The organism is Mycobacterium sp. (assembly GCF_035653355.1).
GTDB lineage: Bacteria > Actinomycetota > Actinomycetes > Mycobacteriales > Mycobacteriaceae > Mycobacterium.
In genome coordinates, this window is record NZ_DASRBZ010000563.1 from 1 (window position 1) to 24,201 (window position 24,201).

25 protein-coding genes are annotated in these 24,201 nt (G+C 65.8%); 8 read left to right on the plus strand and 17 right to left on the minus strand.

From position 1 onward, the window contains the following. Window positions 1-59 precede the first annotated feature (59 nt). The 4 genes from mutM to sepIVA are packed head-to-tail and all read right to left on the minus strand — an operon-like array spanning window position 60 to window position 2,987. Window positions 60-917, minus strand: coding sequence for a DNA-formamidopyrimidine glycosylase (gene mutM, locus VFA16_RS19330; RefSeq protein ID WP_324969368.1), 858 nt, complete (start codon window positions 915-917; stop codon window positions 60-62). A 5-nt stretch (window positions 918-922) separates the two neighbouring features. Next, window positions 923-1,615, minus strand: a complete 693-nt coding sequence (rnc, locus tag VFA16_RS19335; RefSeq protein ID WP_324969369.1) for a ribonuclease III — start codon at window positions 1,613-1,615, stop codon at window positions 923-925. Then, window positions 1,612-2,190, minus strand: a complete 579-nt coding sequence (locus tag VFA16_RS19340) for a DUF177 domain-containing protein (protein ID WP_324969370.1) — start codon at window positions 2,188-2,190, stop codon at window positions 1,612-1,614. The genes rnc and VFA16_RS19340 overlap by 4 nt, the downstream gene beginning before the upstream one ends. Window positions 2,191-2,249: 59 nt before the next feature. Beyond that, complete coding sequence (gene sepIVA, locus VFA16_RS19345) at window positions 2,250-2,987, minus strand: cell division protein SepIVA (RefSeq protein ID WP_324969371.1); 738 nt, start codon at window positions 2,985-2,987, stop codon at window positions 2,250-2,252. 260 nt (window positions 2,988-3,247) lie between these two features. Between sepIVA and VFA16_RS19350 the strand changes: the two genes are divergently transcribed. After that, on the plus strand, window positions 3,248-4,429 hold the full coding sequence (locus VFA16_RS19350; RefSeq protein WP_414687762.1) for a permease: 1,182 nt from the start codon (window positions 3,248-3,250) through the stop codon (window positions 4,427-4,429). Between the two features lie 58 nt (window positions 4,430-4,487). Here VFA16_RS19350 and coaD read toward each other — a convergent pair whose 3' ends face one another. The 5 genes from coaD to VFA16_RS19375 form a co-directional block, all read right to left on the minus strand. Next, on the minus strand, window positions 4,488-4,973 hold the full coding sequence (gene coaD / locus VFA16_RS19355; protein ID WP_324969372.1) for a pantetheine-phosphate adenylyltransferase: 486 nt from the start codon (window positions 4,971-4,973) through the stop codon (window positions 4,488-4,490). Window positions 4,974-5,048: 75 nt separating this feature from the next. Further along, a complete protein-coding gene (gene rsmD, locus VFA16_RS19360; RefSeq protein WP_324969388.1) occupies window positions 5,049-5,615 on the minus strand; it encodes a 16S rRNA (guanine(966)-N(2))-methyltransferase RsmD in 567 nt (188 codons plus the stop codon). Between the two features lie 38 nt (window positions 5,616-5,653). After that, window positions 5,654-6,286, minus strand: coding sequence for a vitamin K epoxide reductase family protein (locus VFA16_RS19365; protein WP_414687763.1), 633 nt, complete (start codon window positions 6,284-6,286; stop codon window positions 5,654-5,656). Then, window positions 6,283-7,056 (minus strand): DsbA family protein, encoded by a 774-nt coding sequence (locus VFA16_RS19370; protein ID WP_414687764.1) that lies wholly within the window; start codon window positions 7,054-7,056, stop codon window positions 6,283-6,285. The genes VFA16_RS19365 and VFA16_RS19370 overlap by 4 nt, the downstream gene beginning before the upstream one ends. Window positions 7,057-7,100: 44 nt before the next feature. Then, a complete protein-coding gene (locus VFA16_RS19375; protein WP_324969374.1) occupies window positions 7,101-8,195 on the minus strand; it encodes an alpha/beta hydrolase in 1,095 nt (364 codons plus the stop codon). Between VFA16_RS19375 and VFA16_RS19380 the strand changes: the two genes are divergently transcribed. Beyond that, complete coding sequence (locus VFA16_RS19380) at window positions 8,194-9,027, plus strand: aldo/keto reductase (RefSeq protein ID WP_324969375.1); 834 nt, start codon at window positions 8,194-8,196, stop codon at window positions 9,025-9,027. The genes VFA16_RS19375 and VFA16_RS19380 overlap by 2 nt on opposite strands. 4 nt (window positions 9,028-9,031) lie before the next feature. Further along, window positions 9,032-9,877: an aldo/keto reductase gene (locus VFA16_RS19385; RefSeq protein ID WP_324969376.1), complete on the plus strand. Its 846-nt coding sequence runs from the start codon at window positions 9,032-9,034 to the stop codon at window positions 9,875-9,877. Window positions 9,878-9,884: 7 nt separating this feature from the next. On the opposite strand, the gene VFA16_RS19390 is transcribed toward VFA16_RS19385, so the two are convergent. The 3 genes from VFA16_RS19390 to VFA16_RS19400 are packed head-to-tail and all read right to left on the minus strand — an operon-like array spanning window position 9,885 to window position 14,508. Then, window positions 9,885-10,598, minus strand: a complete 714-nt coding sequence (locus tag VFA16_RS19390) for an HNH endonuclease family protein (RefSeq protein ID WP_324969377.1) — start codon at window positions 10,596-10,598, stop codon at window positions 9,885-9,887. Next, window positions 10,595-12,817 (minus strand): ATP-dependent DNA helicase RecG, encoded by a 2,223-nt coding sequence (recG, locus tag VFA16_RS19395; RefSeq protein WP_324969378.1) that lies wholly within the window; start codon window positions 12,815-12,817, stop codon window positions 10,595-10,597. Before recG ends, VFA16_RS19390 begins: the two co-directional genes overlap by 4 nt. A gap of 2 nt (window positions 12,818-12,819) precedes the next feature. After that, window positions 12,820-14,508: a DAK2 domain-containing protein gene (locus tag VFA16_RS19400; protein WP_414687765.1), complete on the minus strand. Its 1,689-nt coding sequence runs from the start codon at window positions 14,506-14,508 to the stop codon at window positions 12,820-12,822. Between the two features lie 165 nt (window positions 14,509-14,673). Here VFA16_RS19400 and rpmB point away from each other — a divergent pair, with 165 nt between their 5' ends. Continuing rightward, window positions 14,674-14,868 carry a 50S ribosomal protein L28 gene (gene rpmB, locus VFA16_RS19405; RefSeq protein WP_324969379.1) on the plus strand — a complete coding sequence of 65 codons (195 nt, stop codon included), beginning with the start codon at window positions 14,674-14,676 and terminating at the stop codon, window positions 14,866-14,868. 31 nt (window positions 14,869-14,899) lie between these two features. On the opposite strand, the gene VFA16_RS19410 is transcribed toward rpmB, so the two are convergent. The 3 genes from VFA16_RS19410 to VFA16_RS19420 are packed head-to-tail and all read right to left on the minus strand — an operon-like array spanning window position 14,900 to window position 16,845. Then, window positions 14,900-15,583 (minus strand): uracil-DNA glycosylase, encoded by a 684-nt coding sequence (locus VFA16_RS19410; protein WP_324969380.1) that lies wholly within the window; start codon window positions 15,581-15,583, stop codon window positions 14,900-14,902. Beyond that, window positions 15,580-15,870 carry a DUF1330 domain-containing protein gene (locus VFA16_RS19415; protein ID WP_324969381.1) on the minus strand — a complete coding sequence of 97 codons (291 nt, stop codon included), beginning with the start codon at window positions 15,868-15,870 and terminating at the stop codon, window positions 15,580-15,582. Before VFA16_RS19415 ends, VFA16_RS19410 begins: the two co-directional genes overlap by 4 nt. 9 nt (window positions 15,871-15,879) lie before the next feature. Continuing rightward, window positions 15,880-16,845 carry a thiamine-phosphate kinase gene (locus tag VFA16_RS19420; protein ID WP_324969382.1) on the minus strand — a complete coding sequence of 322 codons (966 nt, stop codon included), beginning with the start codon at window positions 16,843-16,845 and terminating at the stop codon, window positions 15,880-15,882. 127 nt (window positions 16,846-16,972) lie between these two features. On the opposite strand from VFA16_RS19420, the gene VFA16_RS19425 reads away from it, so the two are divergent. Further along, window positions 16,973-17,548, plus strand: a complete 576-nt coding sequence (locus tag VFA16_RS19425) for a DUF3515 domain-containing protein (protein ID WP_324969383.1) — start codon at window positions 16,973-16,975, stop codon at window positions 17,546-17,548. Window positions 17,549-17,637: 89 nt separating this feature from the next. Here VFA16_RS19425 and VFA16_RS19430 read toward each other — a convergent pair whose 3' ends face one another. Together VFA16_RS19430 and VFA16_RS19435 are read right to left on the minus strand one after the other, a co-directional pair. Further along, a complete protein-coding gene (locus VFA16_RS19430) occupies window positions 17,638-18,759 on the minus strand; it encodes a D-alanine--D-alanine ligase family protein (protein WP_324969391.1) in 1,122 nt (373 codons plus the stop codon). A gap of 102 nt (window positions 18,760-18,861) precedes the next feature. Further along, window positions 18,862-19,872 carry an NAD(P)H-dependent glycerol-3-phosphate dehydrogenase gene (locus VFA16_RS19435; RefSeq protein ID WP_324969384.1) on the minus strand — a complete coding sequence of 337 codons (1,011 nt, stop codon included), beginning with the start codon at window positions 19,870-19,872 and terminating at the stop codon, window positions 18,862-18,864. A gap of 140 nt (window positions 19,873-20,012) precedes the next feature. On the opposite strand from VFA16_RS19435, the gene cofC reads away from it, so the two are divergent. From cofC to VFA16_RS19450, 3 genes are all read left to right on the plus strand, one after another. Continuing rightward, the gene (cofC, locus tag VFA16_RS19440) at window positions 20,013-20,663 is read left to right on the plus strand and encodes a 2-phospho-L-lactate guanylyltransferase (RefSeq protein ID WP_324969385.1); all 651 of its coding nucleotides are present in this window, start codon (window positions 20,013-20,015) and stop codon (window positions 20,661-20,663) included. 114 nt (window positions 20,664-20,777) lie between these two features. Continuing rightward, complete coding sequence (locus tag VFA16_RS19445) at window positions 20,778-22,964, plus strand: RNA degradosome polyphosphate kinase (RefSeq protein ID WP_324969392.1); 2,187 nt, start codon at window positions 20,778-20,780, stop codon at window positions 22,962-22,964. Window positions 22,965-23,038: 74 nt separating this feature from the next. After that, on the plus strand, window positions 23,039-23,977 hold the full coding sequence (locus VFA16_RS19450) for a bifunctional NUDIX hydrolase/histidine phosphatase family protein (protein WP_324969386.1): 939 nt from the start codon (window positions 23,039-23,041) through the stop codon (window positions 23,975-23,977). The last annotated feature ends 224 nt before the right edge of the window (window positions 23,978-24,201 follow it).

A 24,201-nucleotide genomic window follows, 5' to 3' on the forward strand; every position in this document is an offset into this window, starting at 1 on the left:
GTTGACGGCGTTTACGGCGTGTCGGTGTACAAACACGCCCGCTCGCGCAATGAGACAGGTCACCGCCGAAGCCGAGGCCGCGGCTGGCACCGCGGGCAGTAGAACGACGAGCGGTTCATGAACTTTTCGCGGCGGATCACCGCGCCGCAGCGCCGGCAGTTCTTCCCTTCCCGGCCATAGGCGTCCAGCGAGCGGTCGAAGTAGCCGGACTCCCCGTTGACGTTGACATAAAGCGAATCGAACGAGGTGCCACCTTGCGCCAGCGCGTCGCGCATGACCTCCGCGGCGGCTTGCAGCACCGCCGTCAGCTGCCGGCGGGACAGCGTGGCGGCCACACGTGAGCCGTGCACCTTGGCCCGCCATAGTGCTTCGTCGGCGTAGATGTTCCCGATCCCCGACACCACGGTCTGGTCGAGCAGCTGACGCTTGATCTCGGAATGCTTGCGCCGCAACACATTAACCACCGCGTCAGCATCGAACTGAGGGTCCAATGGGTCGCGGGCCAGGTGCGCGACAGGAACGGGCACCGCGCTGCCGTCAACCGTTACCAGATCCGCCAGCAGCCAGCCGCCGAACGTGCGCTGGTCGACGAAGCTCAATAGCGTCCCGTCGTCGAGCACTGTCGCAATGCGCAGGTGGGCGGTATTCGGAACGGCACCCAGCAGCATCTGTCCGCTCATGCCGAGATGAACCACCAGGGCGGTGTCTGCCTCATCCAATGTCAGCCATAGATACTTGCCGCGACGATCGGTGCCGGTGATGCGCGCGCCGAGCAACCGCGCGCTCAGGTCGGCCGGGCCGGCCTCGTGGCGGCGCACTGCGCGGGGGTGGTGGACTCGGACCGCCGTGATGGCCTTCCCCACCACATGAGCCTGCAAGCCGCGCCGCACCACCTCGACTTCAGGCAGTTCGGGCATCTAGATCAGGCGCTGTCGAGCGCGTTCCAGGCCGCGGCCGCGGCCTTTTGCTCGGCTTCCTTCTTGGAGCGGCCTACCCCGGTGCCGTATTCGGTGTCCATCACGACGACGACAGCGGTGAACTCCTTGTCGTGGTCGGGGCCGGTAGAGGTCACCACGTATGACGGTGCGCCCAGGCCGCGCGCTGCGGTCAGCTCCTGCAGGCTGGTCTTCCAATCCAGCCCTGCGCCCAGCGTGGGCGCGGCGTCCAGCAGCGGGCCGAACAACCGCAGAATCACCTCGCGTGCTGTGTCGATGCCGTGGTGCAGGTAGATGGCACCCAGCAACGATTCCATCCCGTCGGCCAGGATGCTGGACTTGTCGGCTCCACCGGTGTTTGCCTCACCGCGGCCGAGCAGCATGTGCGCGCCGAGACCCTGATCCGTCAACTTGCGTGCCACATCGGCCAACGCCTGGGTGTTGACGACACTGGCGCGCAGCTTGGCGAGGTCGCCCTCGGACCGGTCTGGGTGGCGATGAAACAGCTCATCGGTGATGGTCAGGCCCAGGACCGCGTCACCGAGAAACTCCAGGCGCTCGTTGGTGGGCAGACCGCCGTGCTCGTAGGCATAGCTGCGATGCGTCAACGCCAACGACAGCAACTCGTCGGGCACGTCGACTCCCAGTGCATCGAGCAGCGGCTGGTGCGGCCGCGTCACCGGTCGCCCTCAGCTGCATCGAGCAGTCCAGACAGCTTGGCCCAGCGCGGGTCGATGAGGTCGTGGTGATGACCCAGCTCAGCGGTCGCCAACGGGATACCGCATTCCGGGCACAAGCCCGGGCAATCGGCCTGGCACACCGGCGAGAAGGGCAATTCCAAGCCGACCGCATCGATGATCGACTGCTCCAAGTCGACGGTGTCGTTGACGACCCGTCCGACCTCGTCCTCATCTGTGGTCTCGTCGGTCAGGCTATCCGGATACGCGAACAGTTCAGTCAGGTCGACCTGTACCCGTCCGCTGACTGCCGTTAGGCAACGCGCACACTCGCCCGTCGTCGGCGCCGCCACCGTGCCGGTGACCAGCACCCCTTCCGACACCGACTCGACCCGCAGATCCAGTTCCAGCGGCGCACCGCGCTGGATAGCGATCAGCTCCACCCCGATCCGGGAAGGACTCCTCACAGTCTGATGCAGCGCGAACATCGCGCCGGGACGCCGGCCAAGCCGTGCGATGTTGACAATCAGCGGCGAGATCGGCGGTCGCTGTGCGGTTGAGCTGTGCTGCCTCGCCATAGCCCAATCCTACGGTCCCGGCAACCTAACGCCGCGGACCATGGGGCTAGCTGCTCGCGTTACCGGGTGGCGTAGTCGTGGGTGCCGGCGGCCGTCCGCAGTTGGTGACGACCACGGCTTACCGAGCGCAGTGTGCCGTTGAGGTAATCCTCAAACTCGGCGAGCTTGCTGTCGACGTAGATGTCGCACTCGCCGCGCAGCCGGTCCGCTTCGGCGTGCGCCGCGTCGATCAAGCGGGTGGCCTCCGCGTGGGCCGCCTGCACCACTTCCGTTTGCGACACCAGCCGCTGCTGTTCTTTGATGCCTTCTTGCACAGCCTTCTCGTAGGAAATGTTGCCGCTTTCGACCAGCCGGTCACATTCGGCCTTGGCCCGGCTGGTGCTGGCGTCGTACTCGCGTTTCGCTGAGGCCGCCATGCGGACCGCCTCCTCGCGTGCTTCGCTGACCATCCGCTCGCTGTGCTGGCGGGCCTCACCGACCATGCGGTCGGCCTGCGCCTTGGCCTCGGACAAGATTCGGTCCGCCTCGGCGCGTGCGTGGTTCAGCATCGACTCCGACTCAGTAGTTGCCGAAGAAACCATGGCGTCGGCGTGGGCCTTGGCCTCCTGCAGCATCGAATCGCGCGCATCGAGCACATCTTGGGCGTCGTCGAGTTCGCCGGGGATCGCGTCCTTGATGTCGTCGATCAGCTCCAACACGTCGCCGCGGGGCACCACACAGCCGGCGGTCATCGGCACACCGCGGGCTTCCTCGACGATCGCGCTAAGCTCGTCCAGCGCTTCAAACACTCGGTACACGGCAACACCCTCCCGGCATCGTTGTTGTTACCAGTGTGCCTGCTGTTATACCTGTGACTGTGCTGCCGGGCCCGGTGTGTCGGACATTGGCCGCTCCGGAGCACGGCAGCTCACCTGCACACCCGGCGCCATTATGTCGGCCTCGCCGGATCAGCGGCAACGACGCCGACGCTGGTGCAGTCGCGTGTATACCCCGCCCGGGTATCGGGACGGCGTGGTTAGCATGATGTCGGGCCCGAGCGGGTAACGAGGAGGATCTGTTGGACAGAGTGCTGAATGCGGCCGGGCACGCCTTGGCGCTGGCGGGCTCGATGACGTGGGAAATCCTCTGGGCGCTGGTACTGGGATTCCTTCTTTCCGCACTGGTGCAGGCAGTCGTGCGCCGTTCGACGATCGTGGCCCTGCTCGGAAACGACAGTCCCCGCACCCTGGCGGTGGCAACCGGGTTGGGTGCTGCATCGTCGTCGTGTTCCTACGCCGCGGTGGCGTTGGCCCGGTCGCTGTTCCGCAAGGGCGCCGATTTCACCGCCGCGATGGCATTCGAAATCGGCTCTACCAATCTGGTAGCCGAACTGGGCATCATTTTGGCCTTGCTGATGGGTTGGCAGTTCACCGCGGCTGAATTCGTCGGGGGCCCGCTGATGATCGTGATCTTGGCTGTGTTGTTCCGGCTGTTCGTGCGCTCGCGACTCATCGACGCCGCCCGCCGGCAGGCCGAGCGCGGAGTCGCGGGTGTCATGGAAGGCCATGCCGCGATGGACATGTCGGTTCAAGGCGAAGGCTCATTTTGGCGGCGGCTCTTTTCGCCCCAGGGCTTTACCTCGGTTTCCCATGTATTCGCCATGGAATGGGCGGCGATCCTGCGTGACCTTGTGCTGGGACTGTTGATCGCCGGCGCCATCGCGGCCTGGGTACCCGAATCATTTTGGCAAGCTTTCTTTTTCACACACCATCCCATCGTGTCGGGCCTGTGGGGACCAATCGTGGGGCCCATTGTGGCCATCGCGTCGTTTGTCTGCTCGATCGGGAATGTGCCACTAGCCGCGGTGCTGTGGAACGGAGGCATAAGTTTTGGCGGTGTGGTCGCATTCATCTTCGCTGACCTGCTGATCCTGCCCATCCTCAACATCTACCGGAAGTACTACGGCACAGCGATGATGCTGACGCTGCTGGGCACGTTCTACGCCTCGATGGTCGCCGCTGGCTATCTCGTCGAAATGCTTTTCGACGCAGCGCATTTGGTTCCCGATCACCGCAATGCAACGGTGATGCACGCTGGAATCTCGTGGAACTACACCACGTGGCTGAACATTGTGTTCGTCGCCATCGCCGTGATTCTGGTTGTGCGATTCGTAGCCACTGGCGGCGTCCCGATGCTTCGCATGATGGGCGGCTCCCCCGACGCGGAACACGACCACGGTCAGCACAATCACTGCCACTAGCGTCGCCTTGCAGCACAAATTCTTTCAGGCGTTTCCACGCTGCGGTCGGCAGTTCCCGCTAGCCGTTGTGCGCGCGCAGCTTCTCGGCCAGGCGGCGGTTCACCGGTTCGGGCAGCAGATCGGACACGTCGCCGCCGAGCATCGCAACTTCTTTGGCCAGCGACGATGACACGAACGAATACTGCGGCGTGGTCGCCACGAAAAACGTATCCACACCGGCGATGTGCTTGTTCATCTGCGCCATCTGCAGCTCGTATTCGAAGTCGGTGCCAGTACGCAGGCCTTTGACGATCGCGGTCATGCCGCGCGCCCTGACGAAGTCGACCACCAGGCCTTCCCCGGCCTCCACCCGCAGATTGGGCAGGTGCGTCGTCGACTCGTTGATCATCGCGATCCTCTCGTCGAGTTCGAACATGCTCTTTTTCGCCGGGTTGGCGAGGATGGCGACGACCACATCGTCGAACTGCGCGGCGGCGCGTTCGAAAATGTCGATGTGGCCCAATGTCACCGGGTCGAACGATCCCGGGCATACCGCGCCGCTCATATGCGCCGCTCCTTCTCGTCGCTGCGCTCTGCATCGTCGCCGGCGGTCATGACCGATGACGGTAGCAGCAGCTCCTCAACTCTCAGACCCGCTCAGGTCGGCGAGTTCCAGCCGGGTGTCGCCGTAAACCCGGTGCGGCCAGGCACGCCATCCGGCCGGCCACGTCAGCGGCGTGCTGGCGGCGGCGCGCTCTACTGCCGCCACGGTTCCCGGAACCGCCCACCCGCGCGCGGTCAATGTAGCCAACACGGAGTCGATTTCGGCGGTGTCGACGTCATATGGCGGATCTGCCAGCACCAGGTCCACCGGGTGGTCCGCACCAGCGGCCACGGCTGATGCCACGGTGCTGCGGCGCAGCGTCGCACCCGGCAGGGCGAGAGTCTCGATGTTGCGGGCGAGCACCGCCGCGGTCCGCTGATCCGACTCGACGAACAGCGCCGATGCGGCTCCGCGTGATAACGCCTCCAGCCCAAGCGCGCCGGAGCCCGCATACAGGTCGAGCACCGACAACCCGGTCAACTCCAGGTGCGCGGTCAAGATGTTGAACAACGACTCGCGCACCCGGTCGGTGGTCGGCCTGGTTCCGCGCGGCGGGACCGCGAGACGCCGCCCGCGGGCGGCACCGGCAATGATCCGCGTCAGTTCACCACCACCAGCAGATCACCGCCCTTGTCGTCGAGCTAGAGGAGTGTCGACCAGTAGTCCCAGAACCGAACGAGGATCAGCAAGATGACCGCGGTGAACCACAGCACGGTGATCGACCACCGCCAACGGTAGAGCGTGTGCCCTACCGCGCTGGCACTGTCCGCCGATCGAAACGCGATTGACGCAACCACCACCAACAGCGGAATGGTGACCGCCCAGACAACCATGCAATACGGGCACAGCGCGCCGATCCGGTACAGGCTTTGGAAGATCAGCCAGTGCACGAACACAACACCGGCCAGTGTCCCGGCGGCTAGTCCGATCCAATACCATTGTGGCAGCGCCACTTTCGTCACCGCAAGCCCACCGGTCACGACGACCACAGTGAACGCGGCGATGCCGATCAGCGGGTTCGGAAAACCCAGCACCGACGCCTGCGGGGTCGCCATCACCGATCCGCACGACACCACCGGGTTGAAGTTGCACGACGGTACATACGACGGATTAGTCAGAACCTTGATCTTTTCCACCGTCAGCATCACCGACGCGATCAAGCCGATGACCCCGGCGATCAGCACCCACCATGCGCTGGGCAACGCCACCGAGACCGATGGCGCCGCCAGATCGTCGGCCGGCTGTGCGGGTTGCGCCGACACCGCGACTGTCACGACGCGGCTGGGCTGACAGCCGTGTCGAGGCCCGGGACGTCGCCGACGATTTCTTTGATCTTGGCGACCAGCGCCTGCGGCGTTGTCGGTTCGTAGTCCTGACCGTTGATGCGGATCGTCGGGGTGGCGTGAATGCCGGTGGCCGACGCCATGCCGTCGATGGTTGGGACGTACTTACCGCTGTTGACGCAGTCGGGGACCTTGCCGGCCGCACCTGCTTCGCGGGCGATCTCGATCAACCGCGCGTTGTCGGGAAACGTCTTGCCGGTCTCGGAGGGCTGCAGGTCCTTGGTGAACAACGCGGTGTGGAAGCGCCGGAATGCGTCGATCGATTCGTCGGCCACGCAGTAGGCCGCGGCACCGGCTCGCGACGAATAGTTGTCGTTGCGGGAACTGTCGAGGATGCCGACCATGTAGTAGTCGGCGGCGATGGCGCCGCTGTCGATGAGCTTGGACACGGTCGGGCCGAACGTCCGCTCGAAGTTGCCGCAGGCCGGGCACAGGAAATCTTCGTAGAACGCCACGACCGCTTTGGGGTCTTTGGTTCCGTCCTTGGTGACGAGCTTGCTGGAAGTCACCCGCACCGGCTTGCCGGACGACGGCTTGTGGCCGTGGGCCATCACGATATAGAGCACCAGGCCGACCGCGAAGAGCACCACAATTCCGGTGAGCCCGATCTGGATGAGCAGATTTCGCCTGCGGTCGGCGCTCTTCAAGTCGTAGCGCGCGGGGCGGTTAGCTTTGCTGGCCACAGATTTGCTGATCCTCACCTTCGATGGTCGGCGATAGCGCCTCTAGAGTACCGGCGACTGGGTCAGACCCGGCTAAGGTGTGCGCGCAGCGCCGAGACCAGCTCGGCGGTGGCGACGGCGCTGCCGCCACCGAGCGGGAACAAGTTGGCGAAACCGTGGGTCAGCGACCTCATCGAGCGCAGGTCGACGGCGGTCCCGGCGGCTCGCAGCGCGGCCGCGTAATGCTCGCCCTCATCGCGCAACGGGTCGAAACCCGCGGTGGCGATCAAGGCGGGCGATAGCCCGGACAGGTCCTCAGCCAGCAACGGCGACACCCGCGGATCGGTCGGCTCGATTCCGGACCCGGTCAAGTATTGGGTTTCGAACCAGTCGATGTCGCGCTTGGTGAGCAAGAAGCCGTCGGCGAACAATGACAGCGAGCGGGTTCGGGCGGTGAAGTCGGTTCTGGGGTAGATGAGCCACTGCAGTGCAGGCATCGGGCCGCCGTCCGCCCGGGCCACCTGCGACACGACGGCCGCCAGGTTGCCGCCCGCGCTGTCGCCGCCGACTGCGACCTTGCCCGAAACCGCGCCGAGCTCGGCGGCGTGTTGATGGGCCCACCGAAAGGCCGCGTAGGCGTCGTCGAGCCCGGCCGGCGCAGGGTGCTCCGGCGCCAGCCGGTAAGCGATGGACAGCACGTGGATGTCGGCGTCGCGGCATGTCAACCGGCACAGCGCGTCGTGGGTGTCCAGGTCACCGATCACCCAACCACCGCCGTGGTAGAAGACCAGCAACGGCGCCGGCTCGGCGCTGGCCGGCCGGTAATGCCGAGCGGGGATGTCGCCGGCCGGTCCGGGTATCGACATGTCGGTCACCGCGACGTGAATCTGTGGACCGGGAAGCGCCCGGCATCCCTCGCGCATCAGTGTCCGCGAGGCGGCCACGTCATCGTCGACGACCAAGCCGTTGATGCCGACAGCCCGCTGCGCCGCCAAGGCCAATTGCACCGTGGGGTCCAGCGTGTTGCCGTCGATAATGACCGAGCGCCCACCGGTGAGAAGCCGCTTGGCGCCCGTCGGGATCCACGGAATGACCTTCAACCCAACATTGGTGGCGGTGCCCTGCAAGCGAGTCGACCACCGGTGAAGGTCAGGCGCGCCTGGCACACTCTTCGGCATGGCAGCTCCCTTAGTCACGCTGAACGACGGTAATTCGATCCCCCTGGTCGGATTCGGCGTTTTCAAGGTTCCACCCGCAGACACCGAAAATGCTGTGCGCGCCGCCTTGCAGGCCGGTTACCGGCACATCGACACCGCGGCAATGTACAACAACGAACGCGAGACCGGTCTGGCGGTCGCAGAATCTGGCCTACCGCGCGACGAAATCTACTTGGTTACCAAGCTGTGGAACGCCGACCAAGGCTACGACAGCACCCTGGCTGCGTTCGACGCCAGCGTCGAACGGCTCGGGGTCGATTACCTGGATCTGTATCTGATCCACTGGCCAGCGCCTTCGCAGGGCAAGTTCGTCGACACCTTCAAGGCGTTCGCTGATCTGCGCGACCAGGGCCGCATCCGCTCGATCGGGGTGAGCAACTTCGAACCCGAGCATCTGAAGGTGCTTATCGACGCCACCGGCATCGTGCCTGCTGTCAATCAGGTGGAGCTGCATCCGCGCTTTCCTCAGACGGCATTGCGGGAGGTGCACGCCCAGCTCGGCATTGCCACCGAGGCGTGGGCTCCGCTAGGCCAGGGCTCGCTGCTGACTCATCCGACGGTCACCACGGTGGCGGAAAGCTGTGGCCGGACACCCGCCCAGGTGTTGATTAGGTGGCATATCCAGCTCGGTAATATCGTGATCCCCAAGTCGGTGAACCCTGCACGGATTGCGAGTAATTTCGACGTGTTCGATTTTGAACTCAACGCGGACGAGATGGCGTCGATCTCCTCGCTCAACGACGGCACCCGGCTTGGCCCAGATCCACGAACCTTCAATTTCACAGGTAGGTGAAGTGATGCCGGGCGGCCCCAGCCTTTCTAGTCCTTCTGTAACGCTCAATGACGAGTACACGATGCCGGTGCTCGGCCTCGGGGTTGCGGAACTGTCCGACGCTGAAACAGAGCGCGCAGTGTCAGCCGCTCTGGAAATCGGCTGCCGGCTCATCGATACCGCAGCGGTATACGGCAACGAAGCCGCGGTTGGGCGGGCCATTGCAGCGTCGGGGATTCCGCGGGCCGAACTTTTCGTCACCACCAAGTTGGCCACTTCCGACCAGGGGTTCAGCAGCTCCCAAGATGCCTGCAAAGCAAGCCTGGAACGGCTCGGGCTGGATTACGTCGACCTGTACCTGATCCATTGGCCGGCGCCCCAGCTTGGCAAATACGTGGACAGTTTCGGCGGCATGATCCAGGTGCGCGGCGACGGCTACGCCAAGTCGATCGGCGTCTCCAATTTCACCGAGGAGCATGTGTCGACGGTGATCGACCTGAGCTTCTTCACACCGGCGGTCAACCAGATCGAGCTTCACCCGCTGCTCAATCAGGCCGAGCTGCGCAAGGCCAACGCGCAGCACAATGTGGTCACCCAGGCCTACAGCCCCCTGGCGCTGGGCCAGCTGCTGGACAACCCGACCGTGACATCCATCGCCGCCGATTACAGCCGGACACCGGCGCAGGTGTTGCTGCGATGGAACCTGCAATTGGGCAATTCGGTGATCTTTCGCTCCGGCAAGCCGGAACGCATCGCAAGCAATTTCGACATCTTCGACTTCGAGTTGGCCGCCGAGCACATGGAAGCCCTCAACGGGCTCAACGACGGCACCCGGGTGCGCGAAGATCCGCTGACCTACACGGGGATGTAGATCAGCGTCATCCCGCCGGGCAGGTGGCCGCTGCGCGCCGCAATGTCTCGGCGGACGGTTGGTCGACCGGCAGCGCATAACCGCGCAGCACAGCGATGTACTGCACGGCGTACTGGCACCAGAACGCGGTATTAGGCGGCATCCACAGGGCCGGTTGGGAATCGGCCTTGTCTTCGTTGGACTGCCCCGAGACGGCCAGCAGATTGGCCGGATCGTTGGCAAAGCGCAGCCGCTGAGGGTACGGCCAGTCGTAAGCGCCCATGTCCCAGGCGTAAGCCAGCGGAACGATGTGGTCGATCTGCACCGATGCCCCGACCCGGGCGCCGCGCTGAAAGTTGATGGTGGCGTTGGTGTATGGGTCGTGCAGCGTACCGGTCGCCACGGCGTCGGGGCAGCGTTTGATCGACACGTAGGTTTTGTCGACGAGATCGCGGTTGAGAATGTCGTCGCGGGTATCGCAGCCGTTGTGTCCGAGCGGTGCGTCGTTGTCGTCGTCCCACGCATCCCCGAATGCCGCGCGGCGGTAGTCATAGCGATGGATCCTGGCCGGCACCACGATGATTCCGCCCAACACGTCTGTGCCCGGTTGAACCGTGGGAACGTCGGCGCGCGCCGCGAACTCATCCGCGCGCTGTTCCGCCGAGGATGCCACCACCTGATAGGCGACCAATACTGCGAGCATTGCGAGCGCCGACAGCCATAGCAGCAGTCTCTTGTTCATGCTTTGTCCAAATACTCGACGCGTTCGGTGGTGGTGAACGGCGCTCCCAACAGCGTCAATCCGGGATGGCCGGGATCCTCGTCGTAGATTCGCTCGCACAAATCGCGCGCGGCCTCGATCAGTTCCTGATGCTCGGCCAGCGACAGCAGTCGCAATGTAATCGCCCGGCCAGACTGGCTGCGGCCCAAGACGTCCCCTTCTCTCCGCTCTTTGAGATCCAAGTCAGCCAAGGCGAACCCGTCGAGGGTTTCCGCGACCGCGCACAGTCGCCGGCCTGCCCGTGAATTTGGCGACATCCAGCTCGCCAAGAGACACACGCTCGGATGCGCGCCACGACCGATGCGGCCCCGCAGTTGATGCAACTGGCTGATGCCGAACCGGTCGGCGTCCATCACCAGCATCACCGTGGCGTTGCGCACGTCGACCCCCACTTCGATGACAGTGGTGCACACCAAGACGTCGATCTCGCCGGCGCGAAACGCCGCCATGACGGCATCTTTTTCTTCGGCGGGAAGCCGCCCGTGCATGAGACCCAGCCGCAGGTCGGCTAATTCATTGCGACGTAACCGGGTGAAGAGGTCCACTGCGGTGGCCGAGGGCCGCCCGCCCTCTTCGGTCTGCCCAGGATCATCGGTCTCATCAATCCGCGGCGCCACGACGTAAGCCTGGCGTCCTGCCGAGACCTCTTCGATGATGCGCCGCCAAGCGCGCTCCAGCCATGCCGGCTTGTCCTTGACAAAGATTGCGGTCGTCGCGATCGGCTGGCGGCCCCGCGGAAGTTCGCGCAACGTAGAGGTTTCCAAGTCGCCGTAGACGGTGAGCGCGACGGTCCGCGGTATCGGTGTGGCCGTCATCACCAGTAGATGCGGTGTGATGCCGGCAGGAGCCTTGGCGCGCAACTGGCCTCGCTGCTCTACCCCGAAACGGTGCTGCTCGTCCACGACCACCATGCCCAGCCGGTGAAACTCCACCCCGCCTTGCAGCAGGGCGTGCGTGCCCACGACGATTCCCACCTGTCCGCTGGCGATATCGGCATACACCTGTTTCTTCTGCGCCGCCGACATAGAACCGGTCAGCAACGCCACCCGGGTGGCGTCCTCGGCACCGCCTAGCTGCCCGCCCATCGCCAACGGCCCCAGCACATCGCGGATCGATCGAACATGCTGGGCCGCAAGCACTTCTGTCGGCGCCAACAGCGCACACTGATAGCCTGCGTCGACCATCTGCAGCATCGCCAACACCGACACGATCGTCTTGCCGGAGCCCACTTCCCCTTGCAGCAGGCGGTTCATCGGGCGGGTGGCGGCAAGCTCGCCACGTAGCACTTCGAGCACCTCACGCTGGCCCGCGGTGAGATCGAATGGCAACTGCCGCAATAGTTTTTCGGCCAACCCGTCCGATCGATTGGGTGCCGGCGGCCCGGATTCGGACAGCTCGCCGTGCCGTCGAGTCACCAGCGCCCACTGCAGACCGACGGCTTCGTCGAAAGTCAGCCGCTCGCGCGCCCGTTGGCGTTCTTTTTCGCTTTCGGCGAGATGTATGGCTCGCAGCGCCTGGTCTTCTGAGATCAGGCCGTGCCGGACTCGCACGGCTTCCGGCAGCGGATCGGATACTGGGTCCAGCACCGCGAGCACCTGGCGCACGCACGCGTAGATGTCCCAGCTTTGGACTTTTGTGCTGGCCGGATAGATCGGGTAGAAGGCCCGTTCGAACGCCGACTGCAGCACTTCGCCGCTGACTTTCTTCGAGGCGTCAGCAATCATGCGTAGTGACCTGCTGCCGTGGTCCTTACCATCCGGGGAGTCCAGCACGAGGAAATCCGGATGGGTGAGCTGCATGGTGCCGCGGAAATAGCCCACCTCTCCAGACAGCATGATCCGGGTTCCCACGCTGAGCTGCTCTACGAACCACTTCTTGACGTGAAAAAACGTAGCGGTCACTCTGTTTCGGCCAGACCCGATCGTGATGACCAGGTACTTCTCTTTGGGGCGCTTTGGCATCTGGCGTGTCACCGCCCCGGTAATCGTGTCGACGAGCGTGACGTGCTCGCCGGCCGGCGGCCGCTCGTCGCCGACACCACGCACCGTCGCACCTTGGACATAGCTGCGCGGATAGTGACGCAGTAGGTCGTCGACGGTGCGGATGCCGAATACCTCGTCGAGTAGGTCGGCCGATTTGGCGCCGAGGATGTAGTCCAGCCGGTCGGTCAAGGCAACCACGGCTATTCGACCCCGATCAGTAGCGCGTCGCCGCGATGCCCGGTGCGGTAGCTCACCAGCTCACTGCCCGGATGATGGTCGTGAACATGGGCTTCCAGTGTGGATTCGACGGCGTCGGCGTCCACGTCGGCGCCGACCAACACCGTCACCAATTCACCACCGGCGGCCAGTAACAGGTCCACGAGGCCGGTCGCCGCCGAGCCGATGTCCTCGGCCACGATCAACACCTCGTCGCCTGCGATGCCTAGGCCGTCGCCGGGCTGACACGGACCGGCGAAGGTCAGGGCCTGCTCGGTCGCCATGCGCACCGAGCCGTGCCGAGCAGAGCCCGCTGCGCGGGCCATCGTGTAGCCGTCGTCGACCGCCTGCCGGTCGGGGTCGTGCACGGCGAGCGCGGCCAGCCCCTGCACCATCGACCCGGTCGGCAGGGGCACCACGTCGATGCCCCAGCCGATGGCGGCAGTGCAGCCGGCCACGAGTTCTTCGGCGGCCACATACCCGTTGGGTAACAGCATCACCTGGGCGGCACCGGTATCCACCAGGGCGCGCAACAGCTGCTGCGCGGTGACGGCCGTGGTCGGGTCGGCCGCCTGGGGATCGGGTCGCAGGACGGATGCGCCCTCTCCGGTGAACAGCTCCGCGGCACCGTCGCCGTCGACAACGGCCAGCACGGCCCGCTCCTTCGCCCAGCTGCCTGGCGGCAATCCGGTTCCGCCGCCGATCAGCGCCGAGATCTGGATCCGGCGTGGTGTGCCGAACGCCAAACCGGCTTCCACGGCGGCGCCGGCGTCATTGGTGTGAACGTGCACCGAGTAGCCGCCGACCGCGTCGGATGCGGAGGCCGCGATGGCTACGGACTCGCCGAGTTGGCCGAGCCGATCGCGCAGCGCGTCGGCGCCGGTGGCATCGCAACCACCCAGCAGATACATCACCTCGAACTGCGGACCCCGGTGTTCTGCCCCCGCATCAGCCGATGGTTGCCGCGGTGCCGGCTCGTACACCGTCCGAGCCGGCGCGCGTCCGGTGATGGTGGCGCTGAGCGCGTCGAGAAGCACCAGCAGGCCCCGGCCGCCGGCGTCGACCACGCCGGCGTCCGCGAGCACGCCCAGCTGCTCGGGAGTTTTCTCCAGCGCGACGACCGCGGCATCACATGCGGCCGTTACCGCCCGTGCCAGGTTCTCTCCGTTGTTCGCGCACTCCTCGACCGCTCTGGCCGCGGCCTGCAGCACAGAGACGATGGTGCCGGCGATCTCTTGTCCGCCCATCGAGCCCACGACGAGGCCCACACCGCGCCGCAGTGCGGCCCCGAGCAGGGTGGCGTCGATATCGCGTAGGTCACCACCGGCCTGTGCGGCCGCAGTGGCGGTGGCGTCGGCGATACCCCGCAGGATCTGGGAGAGGATCACGCCGGAGTTGCCGCGCGCACCGTGCAGTGCGCCGGCCGACAGCGCCGCCGCGACCCGCGCCACGTCCTCGGCGCTGTCTTCGATGTCGGCCTCAGCCAGTGCCGAGCGCATCGTGAACAGCATGTTGGTGCCGGTGTCGGCGTCGGCGATCGGGAAGACGTTGAGGCGGTTGATCTCGTCGATGTGGGCGATCAGGTCGCTGACGGCGGTGTGCGCCCAGTCGCGCAGCGCGGATGCGTCCAGCAGACGATCCGACTGAGCCGCATCGGACACCACCTCGCCCACCTCCTCCGGTGGCGCCAGCCTAACTAGTAACGCCGACAGCACTGGTCATACGGTATCGGCGCTGTTCATGGTTTTGGCGCTTCGCCACTGCGGCGGTTATCCTGGCCAGGTCGTCGGGTCACCCGTAGCTCGGTTGTTGGCCCCGGAAACTCGAGGAGCTTCGCAATGGCCGCCGTGTGCGATATCTGCGGGAAGGGCCCCGGCTTCGGCAAGTCGGTGTCGCACTCCCACCGCCGGACCAGCCGCCGGTGGAACCCGAACATTCAGACGGTGCATGCCGTGACCCGTCCCGGCGGCAACAAGCAGCGCCTCAACGTCTGCACCTCGTGCATCAAGGCGGGCAAGATCACCCGCGGCTAACCGTTGCGCCACCGCTTCGCGGATAGCGCGGTTATGGCAGCCGCCAGTCGACGGGCTCGGCGCCCATCTTCTCCAGCAGTTCGTTGGCCCGGCTGAACGGTCGCGACCCGAAGAAGCCCCGCGATGCCGACAACGGCGAGGGATGCGGCGACTCGATCGCGACGCAGTCGCCCTGCGCCAGCATCGGTTTTAGCGTCGACGCGTCACGGCCCCACAAAATGGCCACCATCGGTTGCTGCCGTTCCACGAGGGCACGGATCGCGCATTCGGTGACCGGCTCCCAGCCCTTGCCCCGGTGCGACGCCGGATTGCCGGGCTGCACGGTGAGGACCCTGTTCAGCAACATCACCCCGCGCTCGGCCCATGGCGTCAGATCGCCGCATGACGGCAGCGGATAGCCGAGGTCTTTGGCGTATTCGGCGAAGATGTTCTCCAGGCTGCGCGGCAACGGCCGGACGTGCTGGGCCACCGAAAAGCTAAGCCCCACCGCGTGTCCGGGCGTTGGGTACGGATCCTGGCCGACGATCAGCACCCGCACCTGATCGAAAGGAAAAGTGAAGGCACGCAAGACATTCGGTCCGGCTGGCAGGTAGCGGCGCCCAGCGGCGATCTCGGCGCGCAGAAATTGACCCATCGCCGCAACTTGGCCCGCCACCGGTTCCAGCGCGTGCGCCCACCCGTCGTCGACCAACTCGCTGAGCGGGCGCGCTGTCACGCCAGCCCCTTCGCCAGCAACACCACGGTGTCTGCACCGGCACGGCGGTCCTGCGAAATATGTTGGTACTCGGGCGATTCGGCCCACGATCGGAAGGCGGCCTCGTCGGGAAACGACATCAGCACCACCTTGTCGCGGTCCCATTGACCTTCCACGACTTGCGGAGATTCGTCGGCGGCGAGCAAAGTTCCGGCGTATTTGGAGAAGACCTTGATGAACTTCGCCTGATAGCGGTCGTAGGCGGCACGGTCGGTGAACCTGAGTTGGGCGATCGCATACACGGTCACGCCGCTACCCTAGCGACCATTGAAGGACTCCCAGCCCGCGTATCCGCGCCACTCTGCCCCGTCGATCAGCACCCGGGCCGGGCCGTCGACCACGCGGCCGATGACCCGCCAGCCCGCCGGAACCGGACCGGCGAACGCGGCGACCAGCGCATGGTCCTCTCCCCCGCCGAGCACCCACGACCACGGGTCGACGCCCACGGCCTCGGCGGCCGTCGTCAGGGCTTGGTGGTCGGCGGCCAGTGCTGCGGTGGACAACGCGATGCCGACCCCGGACGCGTGGGCGACGTGCCGGAGATCGGAGACAAGGCCGTCGGACACGTCGATCATTGCTTGCGCGCCGGCTTTGGCGGCTGCCCGACCTTGCCCGTAGGGCGGATGCGGCACCAGATGACGACGCCGCAGCTCGTCGAAACCTTCGATTTCGTTGCGCCACAAGGCGTATCCAGCGGCCGAATATCCGAGCTCGCCGGTGACGGCGACCACCGAGCCGGGCCGTGCCCCTGCTCGACGCACCGGCGAAGCCCCGTCCAGGTCGCCCAGCACCGTCACTGCGACCACCCACTGCGGGCAGTTCACCAGATCTCCGCCGACGATGCCCGCCCCGATCCTGCCGGCCTCAGCCCACATGGCGTCGGCCATCTCGCTGACGCGCGCGGTGAGGGTCTCGGGCGGTGCGCCGAAGCCGACGACGAACGCGGTCGGCCGAGCTCCCATCGCTTCGATATCGGCGGCGTTTTGCGCGACGGCCTTGCGGCCGACATCGGCCGGTGTGGACCAGTCCAGCCGGAAGTGCCGGTCCTGCACGAGCATGTCCGTCGAGACCACGGCACGGCCGTCGCCGGTCACCACCACCGCCGCGTCGTCGCCGGGTCCTAGTGCGGTCGTCGGCGGTTGCCGACGGCCGGCCAGCAGCCGGTCGATCATGCCGAACTCGCCGAGCTGTCTGAGGGTAGGACCGGGCTCGCCGCTGCTCACGTCGTCCTCCCGGCCCGTCAATGCCCGGTGAAATACCGGTGCGACCTGCGGTAAGTTGGGTCCGCCGACCCGCCGGCGAACACGTGGAGTCTAAGCGGGCGGCTGGACCGCGCCGGAGACTATGCGGATGGACGGGCACTCGAAGAGTGAGCAGGCGACCGATACGGACGGCCCGCCGCGGGCACTGCTGATCGCGGCACTGCTGTTGACCGTCGCCGCCATCGGGATCACGCTGGCGATCGCGGCCACCCGCCACCCGCCCCAGCCACCGGTCGCGATTCCCGCTGTTCCCGCCCCGCAGGCCGACAAACCGGCATGTCGGGCGTTGATGGGCGCGCTGCCGCAGCGGCTCGGCGACTACCAGCGCGCGTCCGTGGCGCAGCCAGCCCCTGCCGGCGCCGCCGCGTGGCGGTCCAGCACCGGCGCCGAGCCGGTGGTGCTGCGATGCGGCCTGGACCGACCCGCCGACTTTGTGGTGGGCTCACCGATCCAGGTCGTCGACCGCGTGCAATGGTTCCAAGAAGTGGAGGGCCAAGCTGGGGGGGAGGCGGGTCGCAGCACTTGGTACACGGTCGACCGGCCGGTTTATGTGGCGCTCACCCTGCCGCCGGGGTCGGGGCCTACCCCGATTCAGGAGCTGTCGGAGGTGATCGACCGCACCGTCGCCGCGGTACCCGTCACCCCGGCGCCGCCGCCCGCCTAGCGCGCTCGTCGAGCGGGAAGTTATGTCACGGTTGCGGCCCGGATCGCGTGTAACAAGTGGCCGCTGGGCGAACCGGGGCCGCCGTCCAGTTAGCGCAGACCCACCCCGCGAGCCAACGCGGTCTCCACCATGGTCGCCACCAGGGTGGGGTAATCGAGACCGCTCGCCGCCCACATCCGCGGAAACATCGAGATCGTGGTGAATCCGGGCATCGTGTTGATTTCGTTGATCAACGGCCCGTCATCGGTAAGGAAGAAATCGACCCGAGCCAGCCCTTGGCAGTCGATCGCACGAAATGCGGCGATCGCGAGCTCACGGATTGCATCGCTGACGTCGTCGTCGACTTTGGCGGGCACATCCAGCTCCGCTGCCTCGTAGAGGTACTTACTGGCGAAGTCGTAAAAGGGGTCTTCGCGACCCCGCACCCCGACCACCCGGATCTCCCCCACGACGCTGGCGCGCACGGTGCCGTCAGGAAATTCGAGTACTCCGCATTCCAATTCGCGGCCAGCGACGGCGGCCTCGACGAGCACCTTCGGATCGTGCTGGCGGGCCTCGGCGATACCCGCCGGCAGCTGCTCCCAGCTCGTCACCCGGCTGACACCGATCGACGAGCCGCCGCGTGCGGGTTTGACGAAGACGGGCAGGCCAAGACGTTGCCGCTGCTCGGGGTCAAGCGTCGGCTGCGTCGCCCGCAGCACCGCATACGGACCGACCGGAAGCCCTTCGGCCGCCAGAAGCTTCTTGGTGAATTCCTTGTCCATGCCCGTCGCACTGGCCAGCACGCCGGCACCGACATAGGGCACGCCGGCCAGTTCCAGCAGACCCTGAATGGTGCCGTCCTCGCCGTATGGGCCGTGCAGCACCGGAAACACGACGTCGACGGAGGCCAGCACCTCGCCAGCGCTCATTCCGCTCCCGGGATTCACCGATAGCAGCTGGCCGCGCTGCCGGGGATCCTGCGCCAGCGCCAGCGCGGTGCCCGACGCCCCGCTCACCTCAGGCAACCGGCCGTCGGTGATCGCCAGTGTTTCCGGGCGACCGTCGGTGAGTACCCAGGTGCCCTCGGGTGTGATGCCCACCGGGATCACATCGAAGCGTTGCGGGTCCAGGTTGCGCAGGATGCTGCCCGCCGACACGCACGAGATCGCGTGTTCGTTGCTGCGTCCGCCGTAGACGACGGCGACGCGGACGCGGCCGCGCGGAGTCACCGATTCAGTGCCTCCGGTCGACGCGGACGGGTAGCGATCACCCACAACCTAGAGAGGCTACTGCCCTAACGCTCCTCCGGCCGGTACGGGACCGGTTGGCGGTTACTCCGGCTTGGTGCTGCGGCCGAGCAGCAAAACCACCGCTTCGTCGACGGAAAGCCCCTTATGGCAGACGCGGTGCACGGCGTCAGTGAGCGGCATCTCCACGTCGTAGCTCGACGCCAGCGCCAGCACGGATTCGCACGACGTCACGCCTTCGACCACCTGGCCGTCGTGCGCCTGCATGGCCGACTGCAGCGTCCCGCCCCGGCCCAGGCACTCGCCGAACGAGCGGTTGCGCGAGTGCCGCGACGTGCACGTGGCCACCAGATCGCCAACCCCCGCGAGCCCGGCAAGCGTCGCGCCCTTGGCACCAAGGGCAATTCCGAGCCGCATAATCTCGGCAAGCCCGCGGGTGATGATCGCCGCCGCGGTGTTCTCCCCCAACCCCACACCGGCCGCCATCCCGGACGCCAACGCAATGACGTTCTTGCATGCGCCGCCGATTTCGGTACCGATGACGTCGGCATTGGTATATGGACGGAAGTAGCCGGTGTTCAGTGCGCGCTGTAAGGCGACCGCGCGCCCTGAGTCGCTACAGGCGACGACGGTGGCGGCGGGCTGCCGCGCGGCGATCTCATTGGCCAAGTTGGGACCGGAAACCACCGCGACCTGGTCCGGGTCCACGCCCGCGACTGCGACGATGACCTGGCTCATCCGCATCAAGGTGTCCAGCTCGATGCCCTTGGCCAGGCTGACCAGGGTCGCGCCGTCGGCAAACAAACCGGCCCACTGCTCGAGATTGGCCCGCATGGTCTGAGCGGGCACACCCAGCAGTACGGTCGACGCGCCGCTGAGCGCCTCGGCGGCGTCGGTGGTGGCGCGGATCGGCGCGGGCAACTGGACGCCGGGCAGATAGCGGGTGTTGCAGCGGGTGGCGTTGATTTCGTCGGCGACCTCTGCTCGTCTCGCCCACAAGGTGACCTGACTGCCGGCTTCGGCCAGCACCTTGGCCAGCGCCGTGCCCCACGCGCCGGCGCCCATCACCACTACCGCACCCGCCGTGCCAGCCATAATCACCACCCCCGATGCCCTGCATGCTGCGCCAGGCGCCCACCCTAATCTGTGACCGGCCAAACGCCCCGACCGCGCCATTGACGGAGCCCGCGGCGAGCGCCAAAACACGCCGCAATCACCGCTGGCAGGATGAGCCCATGAGCGGCACCCCGGCCGACGGTCACGGCGACGTCGGGCTGATTGTGGCCGTCAAGCGGCTGGCGCTAGCCAAGACCCGCCTCGCGCCCATTTTTTCGACACGGACCCGCGAGGCCGTCGTGGTAGCCATGCTGATCGACACCTTGACCGCGGCCGCAGCGGTTGAATCGCTGCGTTCGATCACGGTCATCACGCCTGACGACGCCGCGGCGGCTGCCGCGGCACAGCTGGGCGCCAACGTGCTGGCCGACCCGACGCCGGTGGGCCATCCCGACTCACTGAACAACGCGATCACCGTTGCGGAGCGACTGGTAGCTGAATCGGCAACGAATGTTGTTGTGCTGCAAGGCGATTTACCGGCATTGCAGACACAGGAGCTAGCGGGGGCGATCGCCGCCGCGCGCAACCATCCACGAAGCTTCGTCGCCGACCGGCTCGGCACCGGAACAACAGCGCTGTGCGCGTTCGGTGTCGCACTTCAGCCCCAATTCGGGCCGGATTCCTCAGCGCGCCACCGCCGTTCGGGGGCAGTGGAGCTCACGGGCGCATGGCCGGGTCTGCGTTGCGACATCGACACCCCCGACGACTTAGCGGTGGCCCGCCGTCTCGGGGTCGGTCCTGCCACCGCGCGCGCCCTCGCCGCCCGCTAGCGCCGCTGAACACCTCATCGCCGCCGACACAGTGCGGGCGCAGACCCATAACGGCAAGGTGAACACCACACCAACGGTGAACCGATGTCCGCTGGGTTGTAGCAGCACCGCCCGATAATGCGCAATGATCGGAAAATGACCGAAATCGAAGCCGAGGCGCGCCCTGAAGAGAGCGTGTGGCATCCGGGTGACTCGGCCCCCGCGGCACCACCCGCTGCGACTACAGCAGTCATTGAAAGAGAACTTCCCGAGGACCGGTATCTGAACCGGGAACTGAGTTGGCTGGACTTCAACGCGCGAGTGCTTGCACTAGCCGACGATGCCTCGCTGCCGTTGTTGGAACGGGCCAAGTTCCTGGCGATCTTCGCCTCCAATCTCGACGAGTTCTATATGGTGCGGGTCGCCGGGCTCAAACGCCGCGACGAGATGGGCCTGTCGGTGCGCTCGGCGGACGGTCTGACACCGCGCGAACAACTACGTCGCATCGGCGAGCAGACGCAGCACATCGCCACCAGACACGCGCGGGTGTTCCTTGATTCGGTGCGCCCCGCGCTGGCCGAGCAAGGTATCCATATCGTCACGTGGGCCGATCTCGACGAGTCTGAGTGCGATCAACTGTCGGCCTACTTTCACGAGCAGGTCTTCCCAGTCCTCACGCCGCTGGCCGTCGATCCCGCGCACCCATTCCCATTCGTCAGCGGGTTGAGCCTGAACCTCGCGGTCACTGTCAAACGCCCGGAGGATGGCGGACATCACTTCGCGCGCGTCAAAGTGCCCAACAATGTCGACCGATTCGTCGAACTGGCCCGGCGCACGGACGCCGACGGTAAGCCGATCGTGCGCTTCCTTCCGATGGAGGAACTGATCGCGGCGTTTCTTCCGGTGCTGTTCCCGGGTTTGGAGATCGTCGAGCATCACGTGTTCCGCATTACCCGCAACGCCGACTTCGAAGTCGAAGAAGACCGCGACGAGGACTTGCTGCAAGCTCTGGAGCGGGAATTGGCGCGTCGCCGGTTCGGATCGCCAGTGCGCCTTGAGGTATCTGACGACATGACCGAGAGCATGCTCGAGCTGCTGCTGCGCGAACTGGACGTGCACCCCGGTGACGTCATCGAGGTGCCCGGTCTGCTTGACCTGTCGTCGCTGTGGCAGGTCTACGACGTGGACCGGCCGGATCTCAAGGATCCACCGTTCGTGCCCGCGACGCCGCCGGCGTTCGCGGAGCGGGAAACGCCCAAAAGCATTTTCGCGACACTACGCGAAGGTGATGTGCTGGTGCATCACCCGTATGACTCGTTCTCAACCAGCGTGCAGCGATTCATCGAACAGGCCGCCGCCGACCCTAACGTTTTGGCGATCAAGCAGACGCTGTACCGCACTTCGGGTGATTCGCCGATTGTCCACGCCTTGATCGAGGCCGCCGAGGCCGGAAAGCAGGTGGTGGCGCTGGTCGAGATCAAGGCGCGATTCGACGAACAAGCCAACATCCGGTGGGCGCGCACGCTGGAGCAGGCGGGCGTGCATGTGGTGTACGGGCTTGTGGGTTTGAAGACACACTGCAAGACCGCGCTGGTGGTGCGCCGCGAAGGATCGGCCATCCGGCGCTACTGCCACGTCGGCACGGGCAATTACAACAGCAAGACCGCGCGGCTTTACGAGGATGTCGGTCTGCTGACAGCGGCTCCCGATATCGGCGCCGATCTCACCGACTTGTTCAACTCGCTCACTGGCTATTCGCGCAAGGAGTCCTACCGCAACCTGCTCGTGGCCCCATACGGGATTCGCGCTGGCATCATCGAGCGTGTCGAGCGCGAAGTTGCCGCGCACCGCGAAACCGGTAATGGGCGGATCAGGCTCAAGCTCAATGCCCTGGTTGACGAACAGGTCATCGATGCGCTCTATCGCGCGTCGCAGGCAGGGGTGCGCGTCGAGGTCGTGGTCCGCGGGATCTGTGCACTGCGGCCCGGCGCCGAGGGCTACTCGGAAAACATCGTCGCCCGCTCGATTCTGGGCCGTTTCCTGGAACACTCGCGGATCTTCCATTTCCGAGCTATCGACGAATTCTGGATCGGCAGCGCCGACATGATGCATCGCAATCTCGATCGACGGGTCGAGGTCTTGGCCCAAGTCAAGGACCCGAGGCTGACCGCCGAGCTGGATGAGCTGTTTGAATCCGCGTTGGATCCGGCCACGCGGTGCTGGGAACTCGGGTCAGACGGGCAGTGGATCGCGTCGCCGCAGGACGGGAGGACGGTGCGCGACCACCAGGTGTCGCTGATGGAGCGGCACCGCAGCCCCTGACACACCGCATCAGTCATGACCGCCCGGCCGCATCGACGTGGTCACGCGGCCCGAATTGACCTGCAGGAGTTGAGGTGTCGACACAAAGCTCGTCGCACGGGCGACGCCCGTCGGGTAAAGCCGTTTGTGCCGCCGGTGCTGTGCTGTGGCGGCCGGGCGACGACGAGACCGGCGTCGAGATCGCGCTCATCCACCGTCCCCGCTATGACGACTGGTCGCTGCCCAAAGGAAAACTCGATCCCGGTGAAACTGAGCCGGTGACCGCGGTGCGGGAAGTCTTCGAAGAAACCGGTCACCGAGCGCACCTTGGCCGGCGCATCGCGGCGGTGAGCTACCCGATCGAGCAAGGCGTCAAGAAGGTGCGCTATTGGGCGGCCCGCAGCATCGGCGGAGAATTCACACCCAACAGCGAAGTCGACGAACTCGTGTGGCTGCCGGTTTCGGCCGCGATGAAAAAGGCCGCTTACACACAGGACCGAAAGGTCTTGCGCCGGTTCGCCAAACATCCGGCCGAGACCCAGACTGTGCTGATCGTTCGGCACGGCACCGCCGGCAGCAAGTCCCGCTTTTCCGGCGACGACACCAAGCGACCGCTGGACAAAAAGGGCCGTGCGCAGGCCGAGGCACTTGTCGGGCAACTATCGGCGTTCGGCGCCACCGATGTGTACGCCGCCGATCGATTGCGATGCCATCAGACGGTCGAACCGCTCGCCGAAGAACTCGGTGTGGTGATCTGCAATGAACCACTGCTGACCGAAGAGGCATACGCCGAGAACCCAAAACGGACTCGACGCCGGATCCTGGAAATCGCCGCGCTCGGGCATACACCGGTGATCTGCACGCAGGGCAAGGTAATTCCGGACCTCATCGCGTGGTGGTGCGCTCGCGACCGGGTGCGTCCGGATAAATCCCGCAACCGCAAAGGCAGTACCTGGGTGCTCTCACTCTCCGACGGTCACCTGATTGCGGCCGACCACATTGGCAGCGCACTGGCGGTAAATGCGCTGAAGTAACAGGCAAACACCCTTCGGAGGTGACGCCTCCGAAGGGTGTTGCGTCTGTGAGTTGTTATCTGCTTACCGGCGACCGCGTCTCGCAGTGGATTTCTTGGCCGGCGCCTTCTTGGCGGTCGACTTCTTGGCAGGCGCCTTGCTCGCTGCCTTGCGGGTCGTAGCCTTCGAGGTCGTCCTCTTGGTAGTCGCCTTTCTAGCAGTCGACTTGGTCGCCTTCTTGGCCG

Excerpts from the sequence above, each read along its gene's own strand:
- mutM (WP_324969368.1), bottom strand. The coding sequence starts at position 917 with ATGCCCGAACTGCCTGAAGTCGAGGTGGTGCGGCGCGGCTTGCAGGCT.
- VFA16_RS19340 (WP_324969370.1), bottom strand. The coding sequence starts at position 2,190 with ATGGCGAGGCAGCACAGCTCAACCGCACAGCGACCGCCGATCTCGCCG.
- coaD (WP_324969372.1), bottom strand. The coding sequence starts at position 4,973 with ATGAGCGGCGCGGTATGCCCGGGATCGTTCGACCCGGTGACATTGGGC.
- VFA16_RS19380 (WP_324969375.1), top strand. The coding sequence starts at position 8,194 with ATGGCAGCTCCCTTAGTCACGCTGAACGACGGTAATTCGATCCCCCTG.
- VFA16_RS19375 (WP_324969374.1), bottom strand. The coding sequence starts at position 8,195 with ATGCCGAAGAGTGTGCCAGGCGCGCCTGACCTTCACCGGTGGTCGACT.
- VFA16_RS19385 (WP_324969376.1), top strand. The coding sequence starts at position 9,032 with ATGCCGGGCGGCCCCAGCCTTTCTAGTCCTTCTGTAACGCTCAATGAC.
- VFA16_RS19390 (WP_324969377.1), bottom strand. The coding sequence starts at position 10,598 with ATGAACAAGAGACTGCTGCTATGGCTGTCGGCGCTCGCAATGCTCGCA.
- rpmB (WP_324969379.1), top strand. The coding sequence starts at position 14,674 with ATGGCCGCCGTGTGCGATATCTGCGGGAAGGGCCCCGGCTTCGGCAAG.
- VFA16_RS19425 (WP_324969383.1), top strand. The coding sequence starts at position 16,973 with ATGGACGGGCACTCGAAGAGTGAGCAGGCGACCGATACGGACGGCCCG.
- VFA16_RS19435 (WP_324969384.1), bottom strand. The coding sequence starts at position 19,872 with ATGGCTGGCACGGCGGGTGCGGTAGTGGTGATGGGCGCCGGCGCGTGG.
- cofC (WP_324969385.1), top strand. The coding sequence starts at position 20,013 with ATGAGCGGCACCCCGGCCGACGGTCACGGCGACGTCGGGCTGATTGTG.